This is a genomic window from Paenibacillus sp. 1781tsa1, from assembly GCF_024159265.1.
Classification (GTDB): domain Bacteria; phylum Bacillota; class Bacilli; order Paenibacillales; family Paenibacillaceae; genus Paenibacillus.
On record NZ_JAMYWY010000001.1, the window covers coordinates 959,767 to 977,191 of the forward strand.

The window sequence follows — 17,425 nt, forward strand, 5'->3', positions numbered from 1 at the left end:
ATTGAGGTGAATGGAATGAATGTGTTACGAAAATATTGGCAGGACTTAGGATTGGTCATTGGACTTCTTGTATGTATTTATGTTGCAGTGGATTGGGAAACGATTCCGCGGATCAACAGTATTTTATGGTTCAGCTTCGTAGCGATCCTCCTTCATCAGTTTGAAGAGTATCGTTGGCCGGGTTACTTTCCAGGCGTATTTAATACGGTCTTATTTAAAAGTGATTCACCAGAGAGATATCCGTTAAATAAACAGTCTGCAATGATAATTAATGTTTTTATTGCCTATCTCTTTTACTTGATCCCTGTTATGTTCCCTTCGGTGGTGTGGCTGGGGCTGGCTCCTGTTTTGATGGGCTTTTTCCAGATTATTTTCCATGGGCTTGTCTTGAACGTAAAAGCAAAAACCATCTATAACCCAGGGTTGTTTACCGCGTTATTTCTACATTTGCCAATTGGGATCTGGTATATCCGCTACGTGCATGAGTATCAGTTAATAACCGTAACAGACTGGATCGTGGGTGTGATTTATTTTGCCATCGCAGTCTATATCTTCATTGTAAAAGGAAATACGTGGCTAAAAAATAAAAACTCCATCCATATTTTTTCACCAAGGGAATTAGCTCCCCGTAACAAAAAATAAATGTATAAAAGGGCTATCCCAGTTCATGTGACGGGATAGCCCTGGACATTATTATTTTTGGACTTCTGCTTATTTCCGGGCAGTTAACATAAAACGGGCCGAGTTGGTGCGAATGCCTTGATCGCATCGATATGTTTCCACAAACTGCTGGAATCGCTCAAGGTCAGAGGCTGTTTCTCCAAAACCGGGAATAATCGGTGCATGGGTGAGCAGAAACAGCAAATCATCAGGTGTGGAGTAATACTCAATCGCATCATATTCACGGGACTGAATGTCATGGAATCCAGCTTCGTGAAGTTCATGCTTGTAACGTTCCATCAAACTACCAGGTTGAATGCCAAGGCTCTGCCCACGGCCGAAAACTTCTGAAATGTTGGATTTATCGTGTTCGCTGACCTGCTGAGTTAGAAAAAATCCACCCTCAGTAAGTACCCTGAATACTTCTGAAGCAGAGAACCGTGAGTGTCTGGAAGATACCACATTAAAGAAAGAATCAGGAAAATCCAGTTTTTCTGCGTCCATTTGAAGAAAGCGTACATTGGAATGAGTTCCCGCGGAATGAGCTTCCGCAGCCAGAAGATTCTGTTGTGCAATTCCAATCATTCCTTGAGCGAGATCAATTCCCACCAATAACAAGGCTTCTTCTGCAATGGACAGAACAGCTTCTCCACCGCCTGTTCCAATATCGAGTAACAGATCGGACGATCGTGTATGGCGAACAACTTCCTCATAGAAATTCCATCCGATCTTCTCCGAGACAACGTTCATGGAGCTGAAGTTCCAGCCATTCGTCCGGCCTACGCGTTCATAAAAGTCAGCGTAATCTATGTTGTTTTTCATTTTCATATTCCTCCAATGTGAGTTTGTTTGAACAGGACAAGAGAGTTGTGCCGAATCGTTCTATTGTAAATTGTCGAATGGGATCAAATGGACAGACGTGTCCCTTGATAGCTGGTACGCGTTTTGACCCAGCCCGACAACTATGTACTTCGAACAATACGGAGCAACATCCGTGTCACCTCACAAGTTGGAATGTCTTCATTATATTCAATTGACAGCGTATTCGCGAGGTGTTATTTTGAGGTGGAATCTATTCTATGAGTTCGAGGTGATCCATGGTGGCTATTCGTGCAAAGCAGATTTTTGTCAATTTACCTGTTCAAGATTTGAAGAAATCCGTTGAATTTTTTACCAAAGTAGGATTTGAGTTTGACGCCAATTTTACGGACGAGTCTGCTACTTGTATGATTATTGGGGAGAATATTTATGCCATGCTTCTGGTGGAGGAACGTTTCCAATCCTTCATCTCGAAAAAAATCTCCAATGCCGCCGATACAACCGAAGTCATCGTTGCCCTCTCTGTAGATAGCCGTGATCAGGTAGATACGATTGTACAAGCTGCCCTTGATGCAGGAGCGAAGCCATCCAACGAACCGCAGGATCACGGATTCATGTACGGATGGAGTTTTCAGGATCTGGACGATCATCTGTGGGAAGTCTCCTATATGGATCTAAGCGCTTTTCCTTCGGCGTGACAAAATGAAAATAAGTAGAACCTTCCTAGTATAATAGGAAGGTTTTTTTGCATCCATTATGATTCGTTCAAACGTGAAAAGTTATCGCTATCGTATTGGTAAAAAGCAATATATCGTAATCCAGATTAATCAAACGGGGAAGGGGTATGCCGACTCAGGGAAAGTACTTGCAAGTAATGCAGTCAACGTGCAGATCATGAAACAGAAAGGTCGCCGTTCTTCTCGCAAACGTTAGTCTGGCAGCAGATAAGAGAAGTGGGGAGGGGGATGAATAATGAGTACACGCAGAAAGAAAGCAAAACAGGTTAACCGGGTGGACGTGGACAAGAGCCGTTTGAAATTCCAGGCAAGACAGTCAGCCAAGCTTCGGTTGGACAGGGCGGCAATGCATTTGCGATCAATGTCAACGAACTGGGCAACATCCGGGTGCGCGCAGGGCAGCAGGGCTGAACAGGAGGAGATACCGCGTGTCGGTATCTCCTTTATGCTTTATGGAAACACGCACCGAATTTATCCGGATAACATATGGTGTATTTTACCTTTTTGCTATATGATAAGTGTCGATTCATGTTGACGTTTTGTATCGAAAGATGCCATAAGCTCATGTACTAGAAAGTTAGAAAGTTAGAAAGTTAGAAGGTAAGTATACATACGTTTCTTTTTTGATGGAGGGATTAAGATGTATTGTCACATATGTGGGACCAAAAGTAGTCCTGGGGATAGTACGTGCAGAAAGTGTAACACAAAACTGAAAGATGCAAGCTCCACAGAGGAACAGATCTGGGCGGAAACAGCCGTGGGTTTGGATAAAAAAACAGGGGAAACAGCCGAATTATTATCCCGGCAGCAACAGGCTGCACCCAGACAGGGCAACACCGGTCAAGGCCGCGCATTTAGTTGGATCATTCCACTGCTACTTGCAGCCGTGATGGGGGCTTTACTAACGTTCTACTACAAGCAGGAGATGGGTATTAATGCGGAGGTGAAATCTCTGCATCAACAGGCGGAACAGGCTGCACTAGAGGGGAAATATAAAGAGGCCCTTCAACTGCTGGACAGTGCTCTAACGAAACGACCGAATTATGATGCACTAATACAGGATCGGCAAATTACGGCGAAGGCGTTCAACTTGATGAATCAGTTGGATGAGGCATCGACAAGTCTGAAGACTGGAAAGCTGTCAGCAGGAGATAAGACCATTCAGGCTGTAGCCAAAACACTGATGGAGCGGGAAGAACCTGTTTTCTCCAAAGTGCGTGCCGTGTTAAATAACAGAAAGGTAACGCTGGCCGTATTGAAGGTGAAAAAGGAAATCGACAGTTTGACAACAATAGAGGCACTAGCCGAGAAGTTGGATACCGTATCAAACTTGAAAGGTAAGGAAGCTGAAACGGTAGAGAAGCAAATTGTCGACAAGCTCGCAAGCATAAGTTATAAAGAGGCGGAACAGCAAGTAAAGCAAAAGAATTTCACAACTGCTTTACAAACGGTCGACCAGGGGTTGTCTTATGCGCCGGAAAATGAAAAACTGACTTCGTATCGTGAACGGGTGCTCAGTGAAAAAAAGGCATTTGAAAAAGCGGAAGCGGATCGCATTCAACTGGCAGAGCAACAGGCTGCAGAAGAAGATTTGATGAATCGAACGGCGGCAGTGAGTGTCGTGAATGTTGTTGCAACGCTTGATATGTACGGGGATCTCTATATTAGCGGTTCATTAATCAATAACGCAACTCGTCCAATCTCTTCCGTCACAGTTTTGATTGATATTTATGATATAGACGGTGTATACCTGGGCCAAACTTATGCAGATGTGTATCCAAGCTGGCTGGATGTGGGGGAAGAAGGTTTCTTTGAAACCTATTATTATGGTGTGTACGAGGAAGCGGAAATCTCTGTTGTGAATGCAACGTGGTATCTCGAATAGGAGGACAGGTTGGAATGGCCAAACGAACATGGAGTACGATCATAGCCAGTGCCATTATCATTGGGGCTGGAGCAGGAGGCGTGTTCTGGATACACGAGCATTCAGCAGATCAGTTGCAGGATGGGCCCAGACTTGCAGTTGTTGCCGTGAAGGAAACGGAAAACGCGGCAGCCACGACAGCTTCCAAGCAACCCGTGAAGAAGACACGCAAACAAATAATTGAAGAAAGTCAGAAGAAAGTAGTTACAATTGAGAGCAGCAACGGATTGGGCTCTGGCTTTCTCTACAATGATCTGGGAGATGTCGTAACCAATGCGCATGTGGTAGAGGGTGCGAAGGAAGTAACCATTCGGACTTTGAACCATGAAAAATATAAAGGAACCGTAATCGGAATCGGGGAAGAAACAGATATTGCTGTCGTTCGAGTACCTGAATTGAAAAAGGTGAAACCTCTGGCTATCGCCAAATCTAAAGCCGAGACTGGAGATGAAATCCTAGCTCTGGGAAGCCCGCTGGGATTAGAGAACACGGTAACTACAGGCATTATCAGCGGTGTTGGACGCAGCTTCGAAATTGCGCCTTACATTTACAGCAATCTATATCAGATCTCGGCGCCGATTACCCATGGCAACAGTGGTGGACCTTTAATCAACGCAGAGACGGGCGAAGTGCTTGGTATTAACTCAGCCGTTGTGGAACAGGAGGGCGGGATCGGATTCAGTATCCCTATCACCAGCGTGCTGAAGCAGGTGCAAGCCTGGTCCAAGAAGCCATCCAGCACAACGGCGGTTCAGACGGCGGGGGGGATTGGATCGGAATCGACCTCTGCTTCTGCGGAAGCAGAAGGGCTGGTGACCGAGTTTTACAACAGTCTGAATCTAAGTGACTATGTTACAGCTTATGCGTTGCTCGGAAGTGAATGGCAGAGCGGCACAAGTTATGCCAAGTTTCGTGAGGGTTACCTCAATACCAGTTATGTGACGATTGGAGAGGTCTCTTCTATAGACAAGGGCAATGACGGAATGGAAGTGACTGCAGTGATTACAGCCGATGAACGCAGAGATGGCGAATATGTAACGACGAAGTATAAGGTTACCTATCAGGTTGCTTCTGAGAATGGTCAATTGAAAATATTGCATGGTAAAGGTAAGAAAATAACATAAAATAAATCAAAAAGGAGAGTTGGCTTATGTGCCAAGTCTCCTTTTTCATTGCTTATATTCAATGCATCTGTTAAAATACAGAACGAATGTTCAGTATGCATGAGACGGAGTGAAATGGAATGAATATGAATAAAAAGCAACTTCAAACCGAGCAGACCAAGAAAAAACTTGCGGATGCTTCCAAAGCCCTTTTTGTACAAAAAGGCTACAAAGCAACGTCTATTGAGGATATTGTAGCTGCGACGGGCAGCAGCAAAGGCAATATATATTACCATTTTAAAAGCAAAGAAGGCCTGTTCCTCTATCTAATCGATGAGTGGGATCGGGAGTGGGAAGAGAGTTGGGCGGCCAAAGAACATCTCTATCGCACCTCCACGGAGAAGATTTATGGTTTGGCTGAACAACTCGTCATGGATGATATGAATCACCCACTGACGAAAGCGGCTGATGAGTTCTTCACAGGGGAAAAGAAAGAAAATGATATTGAGGAGCGGATCTCCTTAATGTTTGAGCGGCATCTACAATTCAACAAACAAATGATAGAACAAGGGATTGAGAGTGGTGAGTTCAAAGCAGACAATGTAGATCATCTCGCACTGATCTTGGAAAGTACCATTATTGGTCTAAGTCAGATGTCACGGGGCATGGAGCCTGAACAGGCTCTTGCGTTATACCGCCAGGCTGCCAGTGTATTCTTGCACGGGATTGCAAAAGATAAAGCTTAAGCAACATTTTGACAACTACGGAGGATGGAATCATGGCATTACTAACACGGAACAGGGGCGCACTGCTGCTGTTAATGTTTAATATTTTTCTTGTTTTTACGGGTATTGGTCTGGTTGTGCCGATCATGCCTGCGTATATGGATCTTCTCCATATCACCGGATTCACAGTTGGATTGCTGGTCGCGGCATTCTCCTTCACACAGTTTCTGTTCTCCCCGCTAGCGGGTCGTTGGTCGGATACGTGGGGACGTAAAAAAATTATCGTTGGCGGTATGCTAATCTTTGCCGTATCGGAGTTTATGTTTGGTGTGGTTAATGCACCGGTGCTGCTCTTCGCAGCCCGTATGCTTGGTGGGATTGGAGCAGCGATGATCTTCCCGGCAGTTATGGCATACACTGCGGATATTACTACGGAGGAAGAACGCGGCAAAGGTATGGGCTTGATTAATGCAGCCATTACAACCGGATTTATCATCGGACCGGGAATTGGTGGATACATTGCTGACTTTGGCATTCGAATTCCGTTCTACGCCGCAGGGGTTGCCGGTTTGCTCGCATCCATCATTACATTAATTATTTTGCCTGAATCTACCCGAAGCACAGGAGAACAAAGTAAACCTGCGGCTGGCGAGGCGAATGTCAAAGCTCCGGGTATGATATCTCAATTACTGAATTCGTACCGTGAACCCTACTTCTTTAGCTTGATTATTGTGTTTGTTATGGCATTTGGTCTGGCGAACTATGAGACCGTATTTTCACTGTTTGTGGATCACAAGTTTGGTTTCACCACGAAAGACATTGCATTCATTATTACATTTGGTTCCATCGCGGGTGCGGTTGTGCAAGTATCCCTGATCGGTTGGTTGCTTAATCGGTTTGGTGAAAAGATGGTCATTTCGGTCTGTCTGTTATTTGTAGCCGTATTTGTACTATTGACCTTGTTTGTGCACACGTACTGGCTCATTCTTGTCGTAACGTTTATCGTCTTTCTGGGGATGGATATTTTGCGTCCGGCAATCAGCACACAGATGTCCAAACTTGCACAAGAACAACAGGGCTTTGTGGCTGGATTGAACTCGGCGTATACCAGTTTGGGGAATATCGCAGGTCCGATCGTAGCTGGAGCACTGTTCGATGTGAATATTAACTATCCTTATGTTTCAGCAGCTGCCGTCCTGGCGATCTGTTTCCTGTTATCCCTACGGGTACTCCGAGGAGGCAAAACGGTGAAACAACCGAAGGCTGAGATGTAATTGTACGGAAAAGACGTAGTAGCATCGTTTTTTGGTATAATAAGAAATGCTGGAAGTGAATTAGATGGGCTGGGTTGCATAATAAGTTACCGAGGACGGTCATTTTTAAGCATATACAGGATTATTGGAGTGATAACATGAGCAAAGCAAAAGGAAAAGGCGGCACCGGCCGTGGCACGGGTAAAAAAGGCTGGAACCGTTGGCAAGCCGCTGCTAACCGGGCAAAGAGTACCCCGAAGCCTTATAAAAGTAAAGGTACGAAGAAGAAGGACGATACCGAAACTTCAAGTGGCAAGCCCGAGTAAGTGTGGCTTGACGATGCCAGAGGAGAGAGCTGCCTGACTAACGGGTGGGTCTCTTTTTGTTTGGAGATATAAAAAATTAAATTGACAGTAGTGTAGATCTGGTAATAATATAGAGCTTACGCAAATTAGATGGTAGTGCTACTATATGGAGGGAGGAGCATCAGCATGCCTGTAAATATGGATGAAAATCCACTTGGACTGATTCTGTCACGTACGTATCTGGCATATAAAAAAACAACAACCAGAAATCTGAGTGAGCAGGATATTACTCCGGAACAATTTGCAGTTCTGAATGAATTGAGCAAGGCTGGAAGCCATATATCACAGAAGAAACTGGCTGAATTAACAGTTCGGGACCAGACAACTGTGGGGAAAATTATAGACAAGTTGATTCGCAAAGGTCTGGTGACGAGGGAAGAAGATCCACAGGACCGGAGAGCAGTTTTGCTTTGTTTGACGGCGGAAGGACTGGAGATGAATAACGTTCTGACACCAAAGGCAAAACAGCAAGAGCAAGAGGCACTCGCCGAATGTTCCCCTGAAGAGCTTGGAGCATTCATGAATGTGATGAATCGCATCTATGAGAAGATGAAATAAATTTTTTTGACCTAATATGTGCATGTGCATATATATGTAGTGCAATTATTTTGATTTTAACTAATGGGAGTCGTGAACGAATGAAAAGCTTCAAAGATTTTCTTAAAGTGCCACAGACAAAAATCGGGTTGGTATTCTCATTGATTGTTCCACTGTTATTTGTTGTGATCTGGATGACGGGTTATCATCAAGCCACGGAGAGAGTAGATCAACTTCAAGTTGCTTTGGTGAACGAAGATGGGACGCAAGGTACAGAGGTACAGAAGCAGATTGAATCGCTCGCGCCTTTCCATGTCAATGTGCTGAATTCTTCACAGGAAGCCGAGAAAGAGATGAATGCAGGTAACTATGCGATGGTTATTGTTATTCCGGAAGGATTCACTGACCAGATTGAAGGCGGTACAGAGGCGAGTTTGTCCTTCTATATTAATCAGGGAAATGCTGATGTAGCCAAATCCATTGTGGAACACGCAGCGACTGGAATGACTGCACAAATGGGTCAAGGGATTTTGGAGTCCAAGGTTCAAGTGACCCTTAACCAGGATACTATTAACAACGATGAGCTGAGTGCAGCTATCGGACAAGCGATGGCAAAGATGAATGAAGGGCCTGTGAAGGCTGAAATTAATAAAACGAACAGTGTAAGTGATTTTGCTACATCGATGCTTCCTATGATCCTGGGTTTTATCACCTACATTGCTGCGATGACTATGAACATTCAGTTCAATATTACGTCAAATATCATGAAGCGTACCCATTCCAAGTGGGAAATCTTCTGGGGACGGCAAATGCTGTTATTGTGTATAGCTGTGATTGTTCCCCTGATTGTAGATACAGTGGCTCTTCAGTTCACGGATGTGGCGAGCTCCTTCGGCGCGTTGTATCTGTATCATGTGCTGGTGAGTCTGGCTTGTATCTGTTTTACACAGATGAGTTTTGCCCTGTTTGGCAATGCAGGTCCTCTATTTAATGTAGCGATGGTTCCACTCCAGTTGATGACAGCAGGAAATATCATTCCAGCCGAGATGCTGGCGCCATTTTACCGTCATATTGGAAACTTTCTGCCCGCCTCCAATGGAGTACAGGGATTTATGCGTTTGATCTATAGTGGGGAAGCTGTGGGTGGATTCATGATTCATCTTCTGCTGATCGCGGTTATAACGTGGGGAATTACGCTTCTACGAGTTGGCATGCAAAAAGCTGGTAATGGACAAATGACGATGACGCCTCCAGCATCAGCACAGGCACAACATTAAGAGTTTCCTTCTATATATAATGTAATAACACACAAGAAAGTGGTTCACGTATAGTTATATGCGTGCATCACTTTTTTTGTGTATCTTCTATAATACCTCTACTTATGCTCGTGGTAACTTACAGTGCCTCCGAGTAATCTTGCATGACCTTGATAAAAGGACAACCTAAATTGAGCATATTAGCATATTAATGAAGCTAAAATATATCCTAGAATATCTAATCCTATTAGTTCTAAAAACAATTAGACATGTATTACGTTGTATGAATGGACTTAGACTATAAAACTATACAACTGAGATAGATGAGAGCAACGCAGTGAAAGTAGTTGATTTGTAGTAAATGAATTTAATTAAATTAAGTGTTGTAATTAATATCTGTACGTGATATATTATTAATCCGGCCAAGAAAACACAGTTTACACGGTGCGGCAAGCGAATGAAATAAGCTTCGAAAGAAACTTAAAAAAAAGAGCTTGCAAAGTTGGTTCGGACATGATATTATATAAGAGTTGCTGAAGAGAAAGTCATTCGGTAGCGAAACAAGTTTGATCTTTGAAAACTGAACAACGAGTGAGTAAACATTCTGCTTGCAGAATGAACGCGAAAGTTTGAAACAAGCCTTGGCTTGAATCGACTGGAGCACAAATGAGATTTTAATCTCGTCAGATTCAAAATGAGCTTATCGCTCTTTTCAATACTTTATTGGAGAGTTTGATCCTGGCTCAGGACGAACGCTGGCGGCATGCCTAATACATGCAAGTCGAGCGGACTTGAAGAGAAGCTTGCTTCTCTGATGGTTAGCGGCGGACGGGTGAGTAACACGTAGGCAACCTGCCCTCAAGTTTGGGACAACTACCGGAAACGGTAGCTAATACCGAATAATTGTTTTCTTCGCCTGAAGAGAACTGGAAAGACGGAGCAATCTGTCACTTGGGGATGGGCCTGCGGCGCATTAGCTAGTTGGTGGGGTAACGGCTCACCAAGGCGACGATGCGTAGCCGACCTGAGAGGGTGATCGGCCACACTGGGACTGAGACACGGCCCAGACTCCTACGGGAGGCAGCAGTAGGGAATCTTCCGCAATGGGCGAAAGCCTGACGGAGCAATGCCGCGTGAGTGATGAAGGTTTTCGGATCGTAAAGCTCTGTTGCCAGGGAAGAACGCTTGGGAGAGTAACTGCTCTCAAGGTGACGGTACCTGAGAAGAAAGCCCCGGCTAACTACGTGCCAGCAGCCGCGGTAATACGTAGGGGGCAAGCGTTGTCCGGAATTATTGGGCGTAAAGCGCGCGCAGGCGGTCATTTAAGTCTGGTGTTTAATCCCGGGGCTCAACCCCGGATCGCACTGGAAACTGGGTGACTTGAGTGCAGAAGAGGAGAGTGGAATTCCACGTGTAGCGGTGAAATGCGTAGATATGTGGAGGAACACCAGTGGCGAAGGCGACTCTCTGGGCTGTAACTGACGCTGAGGCGCGAAAGCGTGGGGAGCAAACAGGATTAGATACCCTGGTAGTCCACGCCGTAAACGATGAGTGCTAGGTGTTAGGGGTTTCGATACCCTTGGTGCCGAAGTTAACACATTAAGCACTCCGCCTGGGGAGTACGGTCGCAAGACTGAAACTCAAAGGAATTGACGGGGACCCGCACAAGCAGTGGAGTATGTGGTTTAATTCGAAGCAACGCGAAGAACCTTACCAGGTCTTGACATCCCTCTGACCGGTACAGAGATGTACCTTTCCTTCGGGACAGAGGAGACAGGTGGTGCATGGTTGTCGTCAGCTCGTGTCGTGAGATGTTGGGTTAAGTCCCGCAACGAGCGCAACCCTTGATCTTAGTTGCCAGCATTTCGGATGGGCACTCTAAGGTGACTGCCGGTGACAAACCGGAGGAAGGTGGGGATGACGTCAAATCATCATGCCCCTTATGACCTGGGCTACACACGTACTACAATGGCCGGTACAACGGGCTGTGAAGCCGCGAGGTGGAACGAATCCTAAAAAGCCGGTCTCAGTTCGGATTGCAGGCTGCAACTCGCCTGCATGAAGTCGGAATTGCTAGTAATCGCGGATCAGCATGCCGCGGTGAATACGTTCCCGGGTCTTGTACACACCGCCCGTCACACCACGAGAGTTTATAACACCCGAAGTCGGTGGGGTAACCGCAAGGAGCCAGCCGCCGAAGGTGGGATAGATGATTGGGGTGAAGTCGTAACAAGGTAGCCGTATCGGAAGGTGCGGCTGGATCACCTCCTTTCTATGGAGAATCGTTTCCTGTAACGGAAACATTCAAATACGCAGCTTAGCTGCAAACCACTCACTCGTTGCTCAGTTTTGAGAGCTCAAACTCTCAAACAGCTTGCTTTTGCATGGAGCTTGTTCTTTGAAAACTAGATATCGAAACGAAAGTAAATGCGAATTAGAACATTCCTTTTTAGCTGAACTTGTGTATAACAAGTTTAATAAATTGGTACTTAATTGCTTTTGCGATGGTATTGGATGGGAGTGACTTTTGGCTTTGCGCAAGCAAAACAAGGGAAGCGAGCAGTCAAAACCGGAGCAATATGGTTAAGCTACTAAGAGCACACGGAGGATGCCTAGGCGCTAGGAGCCGATGAAGGACGTGGCGAACAACGAAACTGCCTCGGGGAGCTGTAAGCAAGCTTTGATCCGGGGGTGTCCGAATGGGGAAACCCAGCTGGGGTAATTTCCAGTTACTCATAACTGAATACATAGGTTATGTAGAGGCATACCAGGGGAACTGAAACATCTAAGTACCCTGAGGAAGAGAAAACAATAGTGATTCCGTCAGTAGCGGCGAGCGAACGCGGAGAAGCCCAAACCAGAGAGCTTGCTCTTTGGGGTTGTGGGACGTCTCACATGGAGTTACAAAGGAACCGGTTAAGCGAAGAGGTCTGGAAAGGCCCGCCAAAGAAGGTAAAAGCCCTGTAATTGAAAGTCTGTTCCCTCCGAGACGGATCCCGAGTAGTGCGGGGCACGTGAAACCCCGTATGAATCCGGCAGGACCATCTGCCAAGGCTAAATACTTCCTAGCGACCGATAGTGAAGCAGTACCGTGAGGGAAAGGTGAAAAGCACCCCGGAAGGGGAGTGAAATAGAACCTGAAACCGTGTGCTTACAAAAAGTCAGAGCCCGTTTTAGGGGTGATGGCGTGCCTTTTGTAGAATGAACCGGCGAGTTACGTTCCCGTGCAAGGTTAAGGTGAAGAGCCGGAGCCGCAGCGAAAGCGAGTCTGAATAGGGCGATGTAGTACGTGGACGTAGACCCGAAACCGGGTGATCTACCCCTGTCCAGGGTGAAGGTGCGGTAACACGCACTGGAGGCCCGAACCCACGCACGTTGAAAAGTGCGGGGATGAGGTGGGGGTAGCGGAGAAATTCCAATCGAACTCGGAGATAGCTGGTTCTCCCCGAAATAGCTTTAGGGCTAGCCTCGGAAAACAGAGTCGTGGAGGTAGAGCACTGATTGGGTGCGGGGCCCGCAAGGGTTACCAAGCTCAGTCAAACTCCGAATGCCATAGACTTACTTCCGGGAGTCAGACAGTGAGTGCTAAGATCCATTGTCAAAAGGGAAACAGCCCAGACCATCAGCTAAGGTCCCCAAGTGTGTGTTAAGTGGGAAAGGATGTGGAGTTGCACAGACAACCAGGATGTTGGCTTAGAAGCAGCCACCATTGAAAGAGTGCGTAATAGCTCACTGGTCGAGTGACTCTGCGCCGAAAATGTAACGGGGCTAAACACACCACCGAAGCTATGGCTTGGATCGACTTCACTGCTTCTTTGAGGCGGTGTTTACCACAAGGACATTTTTGTCTGACAAGAGGTTCTATCTTGGATGACCAAATGCTTCCCAGGGGATAAACACAGGGCTTCGAAGCTGGAGTGAAGTCGATCCAGGGGTAGGGGAGCGTTGTATAAGGGTTGAAGGTGTACCGTAAGGAGCGCTGGACATTATACAAGTGAGAATGCCGGTATGAGTAACGAAAAGATCAGTGAGAATCTGATCCGCCGAAAGCCTAAGGGTTCCTGAGGAAGGCTCGTCCGCTCAGGGTAAGTCGGGACCTAAGGCGAGGCCGAAAGGCGTAGTCGAAGGACAACAGGTCGAAATTCCTGTACCACCGTAAGCCGTTATGAGCAATGGGGGGACGCAGTAGGGTAGTGACGCGGACTGATGGATGTCCGTCTAAGCAGTGAGGCTGATGTGTAGGCAAATCCGCACATTGTAAGGCTGAGCTGTGATGGGGAGCGAAAATTATAGTAGCGAAGGTCATGATCTCACACTGCCAAGAAAAGCCTCTAGCCAGGTGAAGGTGCCCGTACCGCAAACCGACACAGGTAGGCGAGAAGAGTATTCTAAGGCGCGCGGAAGAACTCTCGTTAAGGAACTCGGCAAAATGACCCCGTAACTTCGGGAGAAGGGGTGCCCCGGTAGTGTGAATAGCACGAGGGGGCCGCAGTGAAAAGGCCCAAGCGACTGTTTAGCAAAAACACAGGTCTGTGCGAAGCCGTAAGGCGAAGTATACGGGCTGACGCCTGCCCGGTGCTGGAAGGTTAAGGGGAGTGGTTAGGAGCAATCCGAAGCTGTGAACCGAAGCCCCAGTAAACGGCGGCCGTAACTATAACGGTCCTAAGGTAGCGAAATTCCTTGTCAGGTAAATTCTGACCCGCACGAATGGCGTAACGACTTGGGCGCTGTCTCAACGAGAGATCCGGTGAAATTTTAATACCTGTGAAGATGCAGGTTACCCGCGACAAGACGGAAAGACCCCATGGAGCTTTACTGCAGCTTGATATTGAATTTGGGTACGATCTGTACAGGATAGGTGGGAGCCTTTGAAGCAGGAGCGCAAGCTTCTGTGGAGGCAACGTTGGGATACCACCCTGATCGTATCTAGGTTCTAACCTGGTACCGTAATCCGGTGCGGGGACAGTGTCAGGTGGGCAGTTTGACTGGGGCGGTCGCCTCCTAAAGAGTAACGGAGGCGCCCAAAGGTTCCCTCAGAATGGTTGGAAATCATTCGAAGAGTGCAAAGGCATAAGGGAGCTTGACTGCGAGACCTACAAGTCGAGCAGGGACGAAAGTCGGGCTTAGTGATCCGGTGGTACCGCATGGAAGGGCCATCGCTCAACGGATAAAAGCTACCCTGGGGATAACAGGCTTATCTCCCCCAAGAGTCCACATCGACGGGGAGGTTTGGCACCTCGATGTCGGCTCATCGCATCCTGGGGCTGAAGTAGGTCCCAAGGGTTGGGCTGTTCGCCCATTAAAGCGGTACGCGAGCTGGGTTCAGAACGTCGTGAGACAGTTCGGTCCCTATCTGTCGTGGGCGTAGGAAATTTGAGAGGAGCTGTCCTTAGTACGAGAGGACCGGGATGGACGTACCGCTGGTGTACCAGTTGTTCCGCCAGGAGCACCGCTGGGTAGCTATGTACGGACGGGATAAACGCTGAAAGCATCTAAGCGTGAAGCCCCCCTCAAGATGAGATTTCCCAGTATGTAAGACCCCTTGAAGACGACGAGGTAGATAGGCTGGGGGTGGAAGTGCAGCAATGCATGGAGCTGACCAGTACTAATCGGTCGAGGGCTTATCCAATTTGCAAGTTCAATTCGCACACTTTCGTTTCGAATCTAGTTTTCAGAGAACGATCTCTGAAAAGAAAGCTTAGCTATGCGTTTGGTGGCGATGGCGGAGGGGTTCCACACGTACCCATCCCGAACACGACCGTTAAGCCCTCTAGCGCCGATGGTACTTGGACCGCAGGGTCCTGGGAGAGTAGGACGCCGCCAAGCAATCGAAAGACACACTTGATGATATCGAGTGTGTCTTTTTTGTTTTAATGTAATTCATTCGTTCAGATTTGACTTGTTATATACATAAAATACTGGCATTCCAATCCTTAAAGCTGTGATACAATAGGTGAGGTCTATATAGAAAACGGAAACACGCATAAGTACGAGGAGGAACAGTGAACACGATGAAATCAGCCCCGTTTATTGCCGTGGAAGGTCCGATTGGAGCGGGGAAAACAACGCTGGCAACGATGCTTTCCCATGAATTGAATCTTCCGTTAGTTAAAGAAATTGTAGAAGAGAATCCATTTTTGGCTTCCTTTTATCAGGATATCGACGAGTGGAGCTTCCAATTGGAAATGTTCTTTCTGTGTAATCGGTTTAAACAATTGGAAGACACGGGTGCTCATTATGTAGAGCAGAATACCCCAGTCATTTCGGACTACCATATTTATAAAAATATGATTTTTGCCGATCGTACCTTAAAAGGAACGAAACGGGATAAATACCGTCAAATCTATCATCTGTTAACAGATGATCTGCCAAAGCCCAATCTGGTGCTTTATATTGAAGCTGAACTCGATACGTTGATGTACCGCATTAACAAGCGTGGACGCTCATTTGAGCAGGACATGGACCCGGCATATATGGAACAACTGATTGCTGATTACAAAACAGGTATGGACTATCTTGCGAATAGCTCAAATCCGCCAGTAATCATTAAGGTCAATGCAGAGCAACTCGACTTTGTGGAACATCCTGAACACTTCAGGCAAATTGTTAATCAGGTAAAGGAGTATATTATATGAATAACTATGGCATTCCAACGAATGCATTAATTACGGTAGCAGGTACGGTTGGAGTGGGCAAATCCACGTTAACAGCTGCGCTTGCACAGCGTTTGAATTTCAAGACTTCTCTAGAGCAAGTCGATCATAATCCATATTTGGAGAAGTTCTATCATGACTTCGAGCGTTGGAGCTTCCATCTGCAGATTTATTTCCTGGCAGAGCGCTTCAAGGAACAGAAGAAGATTTTTGAACTGGGTGGGGGGTTCGTACAGGATCGTTCCATCTATGAAGATACGGGCATTTTCGCGCAAATGCATGCAGATCAAGGAACCATGTCTGCTACTGATTTCGAGACATACAGCAGTTTGTTTGAAGCAATGGTGATGACACCGTATTTCCCACATCCAGATGTGCTGATCTATCTGGAAGGCAGTCTGCCTTCGATTTTAAACCGAATTACGGAACGTGGACGCGAGATGGAGATTCAGACAGACCGTTCGTACTGGGAACACATGCATGAGCGCTATTCCGTGTGGATTGATCAGTTTACGGCTTGCCCTGTGCTGCGTCTGAATATTGATGAGTATGATGTGCATGATCCGGCATCGGTGGATGCCATTTTGGCACAGATTGCAGCTGTCATTCAGCCTACTAAGGAAACGCAAAGATAAGATAGAGCGAGTTTCCCTATGTAGTTTTCTGGGTTACAGTGGTTATATCTAAAATATAGATACGGACAACATCCCTTCTACGGCTATTATGCTGTTGGAAGGGATGTTTTTTATGGCCATCAGTAGAAAAATGTTGAATAATAGGTCTTTTTGTGGTTTCATAGGAAAGGTGAATTCTGGAAAAGAAGCATATGCATGACTCAGGAGGGAAAGACAACGTGGAAGAGAAACAAGGAGTTAAAATCGGTATGCCGATCATTGGTGGCTTAATTGCAGCCATTCTGGGGGGCATCGTGTGGGCGGCTATTGCCGCAATGACCGAGTATGAGGTAGGATTAATTGCGATTTTGATTGGAGCGCTCACGGGCTACGCCGTTGTGTTGTTCTCCAATAAACAGATTGCGACAGTACATAAGATTATTGCCGTACTGTTTGCGCTCGTTGGCATTTTGCTGGGGAAATATCTGACGGTGGTTTATTTTACTTCCGAACTATTTGGGGATGTAAGTGTGATGGAACTCGTGTTTGATAGCGAGATGATCAGCGCGTTTGCAGAAACCTTCCAAGACTATTTCAGTCAACCCATTGATTTGTTATTCATTGTGCTTGCGATTGTATCTGCATGGCAGATTCCTGGCCGGATGGCGAGAACCAGTCTAGCCTCGGATGTCTCTTCATCGGATCACGCACCAAGAGCTTAATCGGATAGTCGTTGGACGCTGGCAGCATAATGAAGAACGTTTGACAGAAAAAACTTC

At 46.5% G+C, this 17,425-nt stretch carries 14 protein-coding genes and 3 rRNA genes; 16 read left to right on the forward strand and 1 reads right to left on the reverse strand.

Annotated elements, in window-relative coordinates:
* Positions 1-15 precede the first annotated feature (15 nt).
* On the forward strand, positions 16-642 hold the full coding sequence (locus NKT06_RS04335) for an HXXEE domain-containing protein (RefSeq protein ID WP_253430395.1): 627 nt from the start codon (positions 16-18) through the stop codon (positions 640-642).
* 69 nt (positions 643-711) lie between these two features.
* Here NKT06_RS04335 and NKT06_RS04340 read toward each other — a convergent pair whose 3' ends face one another.
* Positions 712-1,482 (reverse strand): class I SAM-dependent methyltransferase, encoded by a 771-nt coding sequence (locus tag NKT06_RS04340; protein ID WP_253430398.1) that lies wholly within the window; start codon positions 1,480-1,482, stop codon positions 712-714.
* 278 nt (positions 1,483-1,760) lie between these two features.
* On the opposite strand from NKT06_RS04340, the gene NKT06_RS04345 reads away from it, so the two are divergent.
* The 15 genes from NKT06_RS04345 to NKT06_RS04415 all read left to right on the forward strand — a co-directional run bounded on the left by NKT06_RS04345 (position 1,761) and on the right by NKT06_RS04415 (position 17,368).
* Positions 1,761-2,177, forward strand: a complete 417-nt coding sequence (locus tag NKT06_RS04345; protein WP_253442374.1) for a VOC family protein — start codon at positions 1,761-1,763, stop codon at positions 2,175-2,177.
* Positions 2,178-2,235: 58 nt separating this feature from the next.
* Positions 2,236-2,412: a hypothetical protein gene (locus tag NKT06_RS04350; RefSeq protein WP_253430401.1), complete on the forward strand. Its 177-nt coding sequence runs from the start codon at positions 2,236-2,238 to the stop codon at positions 2,410-2,412.
* Between the two features lie 561 nt (positions 2,413-2,973).
* Positions 2,974-4,101, forward strand: coding sequence for an FxLYD domain-containing protein (locus NKT06_RS04355; protein WP_253430403.1), 1,128 nt, complete (start codon positions 2,974-2,976; stop codon positions 4,099-4,101).
* Positions 4,102-4,115: 14 nt separating this feature from the next.
* On the forward strand, positions 4,116-5,264 hold the full coding sequence (locus NKT06_RS04360; RefSeq protein WP_253430406.1) for a S1C family serine protease: 1,149 nt from the start codon (positions 4,116-4,118) through the stop codon (positions 5,262-5,264).
* Positions 5,265-5,389: 125 nt separating this feature from the next.
* Entirely contained in the window at positions 5,390-5,989 is a 600-nt protein-coding gene (locus NKT06_RS04365; protein WP_253442376.1) for a TetR/AcrR family transcriptional regulator, read from the forward strand.
* 32 nt (positions 5,990-6,021) lie between these two features.
* Positions 6,022-7,242 carry an MFS transporter gene (locus NKT06_RS04370; protein WP_253430409.1) on the forward strand — a complete coding sequence of 407 codons (1,221 nt, stop codon included), beginning with the start codon at positions 6,022-6,024 and terminating at the stop codon, positions 7,240-7,242.
* Positions 7,243-7,379: 137 nt separating this feature from the next.
* Positions 7,380-7,547 carry a DUF3934 family protein gene (locus NKT06_RS04375; protein ID WP_076333364.1) on the forward strand — a complete coding sequence of 56 codons (168 nt, stop codon included), beginning with the start codon at positions 7,380-7,382 and terminating at the stop codon, positions 7,545-7,547.
* A gap of 165 nt (positions 7,548-7,712) precedes the next feature.
* Positions 7,713-8,144, forward strand: a complete 432-nt coding sequence (locus NKT06_RS04380) for a MarR family winged helix-turn-helix transcriptional regulator (protein ID WP_253430412.1) — start codon at positions 7,713-7,715, stop codon at positions 8,142-8,144.
* A gap of 80 nt (positions 8,145-8,224) precedes the next feature.
* Positions 8,225-9,400, forward strand: coding sequence for a YhgE/Pip domain-containing protein (locus NKT06_RS04385; RefSeq protein ID WP_253430416.1), 1,176 nt, complete (start codon positions 8,225-8,227; stop codon positions 9,398-9,400).
* 699 nt (positions 9,401-10,099) lie between these two features.
* A 16S ribosomal RNA gene (locus NKT06_RS04390) occupies positions 10,100-11,651 on the forward strand.
* Between the two features lie 309 nt (positions 11,652-11,960).
* Positions 11,961-15,008 (forward strand): 23S ribosomal RNA (locus NKT06_RS04395).
* An 80-nt stretch (positions 15,009-15,088) separates the two neighbouring features.
* Positions 15,089-15,205: ribosomal RNA gene (rrf, locus tag NKT06_RS04400) — 5S ribosomal RNA — on the forward strand.
* The 16S, 23S and 5S rRNA genes sit together here, the layout of an rRNA operon.
* Positions 15,206-15,390: 185 nt before the next feature.
* Complete coding sequence (locus NKT06_RS04405) at positions 15,391-16,014, forward strand: deoxynucleoside kinase (RefSeq protein ID WP_017690540.1); 624 nt, start codon at positions 15,391-15,393, stop codon at positions 16,012-16,014.
* On the forward strand, positions 16,011-16,667 hold the full coding sequence (locus tag NKT06_RS04410; protein ID WP_253430419.1) for a deoxynucleoside kinase: 657 nt from the start codon (positions 16,011-16,013) through the stop codon (positions 16,665-16,667). The genes NKT06_RS04405 and NKT06_RS04410 overlap by 4 nt, the downstream gene beginning before the upstream one ends.
* Before the next feature lie 218 nt (positions 16,668-16,885).
* A complete protein-coding gene (locus NKT06_RS04415; RefSeq protein WP_253430422.1) occupies positions 16,886-17,368 on the forward strand; it encodes a hypothetical protein in 483 nt (160 codons plus the stop codon).
* Positions 17,369-17,425 lie beyond the last annotated feature (57 nt).

Bases quoted from the DNA above. Each gene is read 5' to 3' on its own strand.
- NKT06_RS04380 (WP_253430412.1), top strand. From the start codon at position 7,713: ATGCCTGTAAATATGGATGAAAATCCACTTGGACTGATTCTGTCACGT.
- NKT06_RS04410 (WP_253430419.1), top strand. From the start codon at position 16,011: ATGAATAACTATGGCATTCCAACGAATGCATTAATTACGGTAGCAGGT.
- NKT06_RS04375 (WP_076333364.1), top strand. From the start codon at position 7,380: ATGAGCAAAGCAAAAGGAAAAGGCGGCACCGGCCGTGGCACGGGTAAA.
- NKT06_RS04385 (WP_253430416.1), top strand. From the start codon at position 8,225: ATGAAAAGCTTCAAAGATTTTCTTAAAGTGCCACAGACAAAAATCGGG.
- NKT06_RS04335 (WP_253430395.1), top strand. From the start codon at position 16: ATGAATGTGTTACGAAAATATTGGCAGGACTTAGGATTGGTCATTGGA.
- NKT06_RS04405 (WP_017690540.1), top strand. From the start codon at position 15,391: ATGAAATCAGCCCCGTTTATTGCCGTGGAAGGTCCGATTGGAGCGGGG.
- NKT06_RS04350 (WP_253430401.1), top strand. From the start codon at position 2,236: ATGATTCGTTCAAACGTGAAAAGTTATCGCTATCGTATTGGTAAAAAG.
- NKT06_RS04360 (WP_253430406.1), top strand. From the start codon at position 4,116: ATGGCCAAACGAACATGGAGTACGATCATAGCCAGTGCCATTATCATT.
- NKT06_RS04370 (WP_253430409.1), top strand. From the start codon at position 6,022: ATGGCATTACTAACACGGAACAGGGGCGCACTGCTGCTGTTAATGTTT.
- NKT06_RS04340 (WP_253430398.1), bottom strand. From the start codon at position 1,482: ATGAAAAACAACATAGATTACGCTGACTTTTATGAACGCGTAGGCCGG.
- NKT06_RS04365 (WP_253442376.1), top strand. From the start codon at position 5,390: ATGAATAAAAAGCAACTTCAAACCGAGCAGACCAAGAAAAAACTTGCG.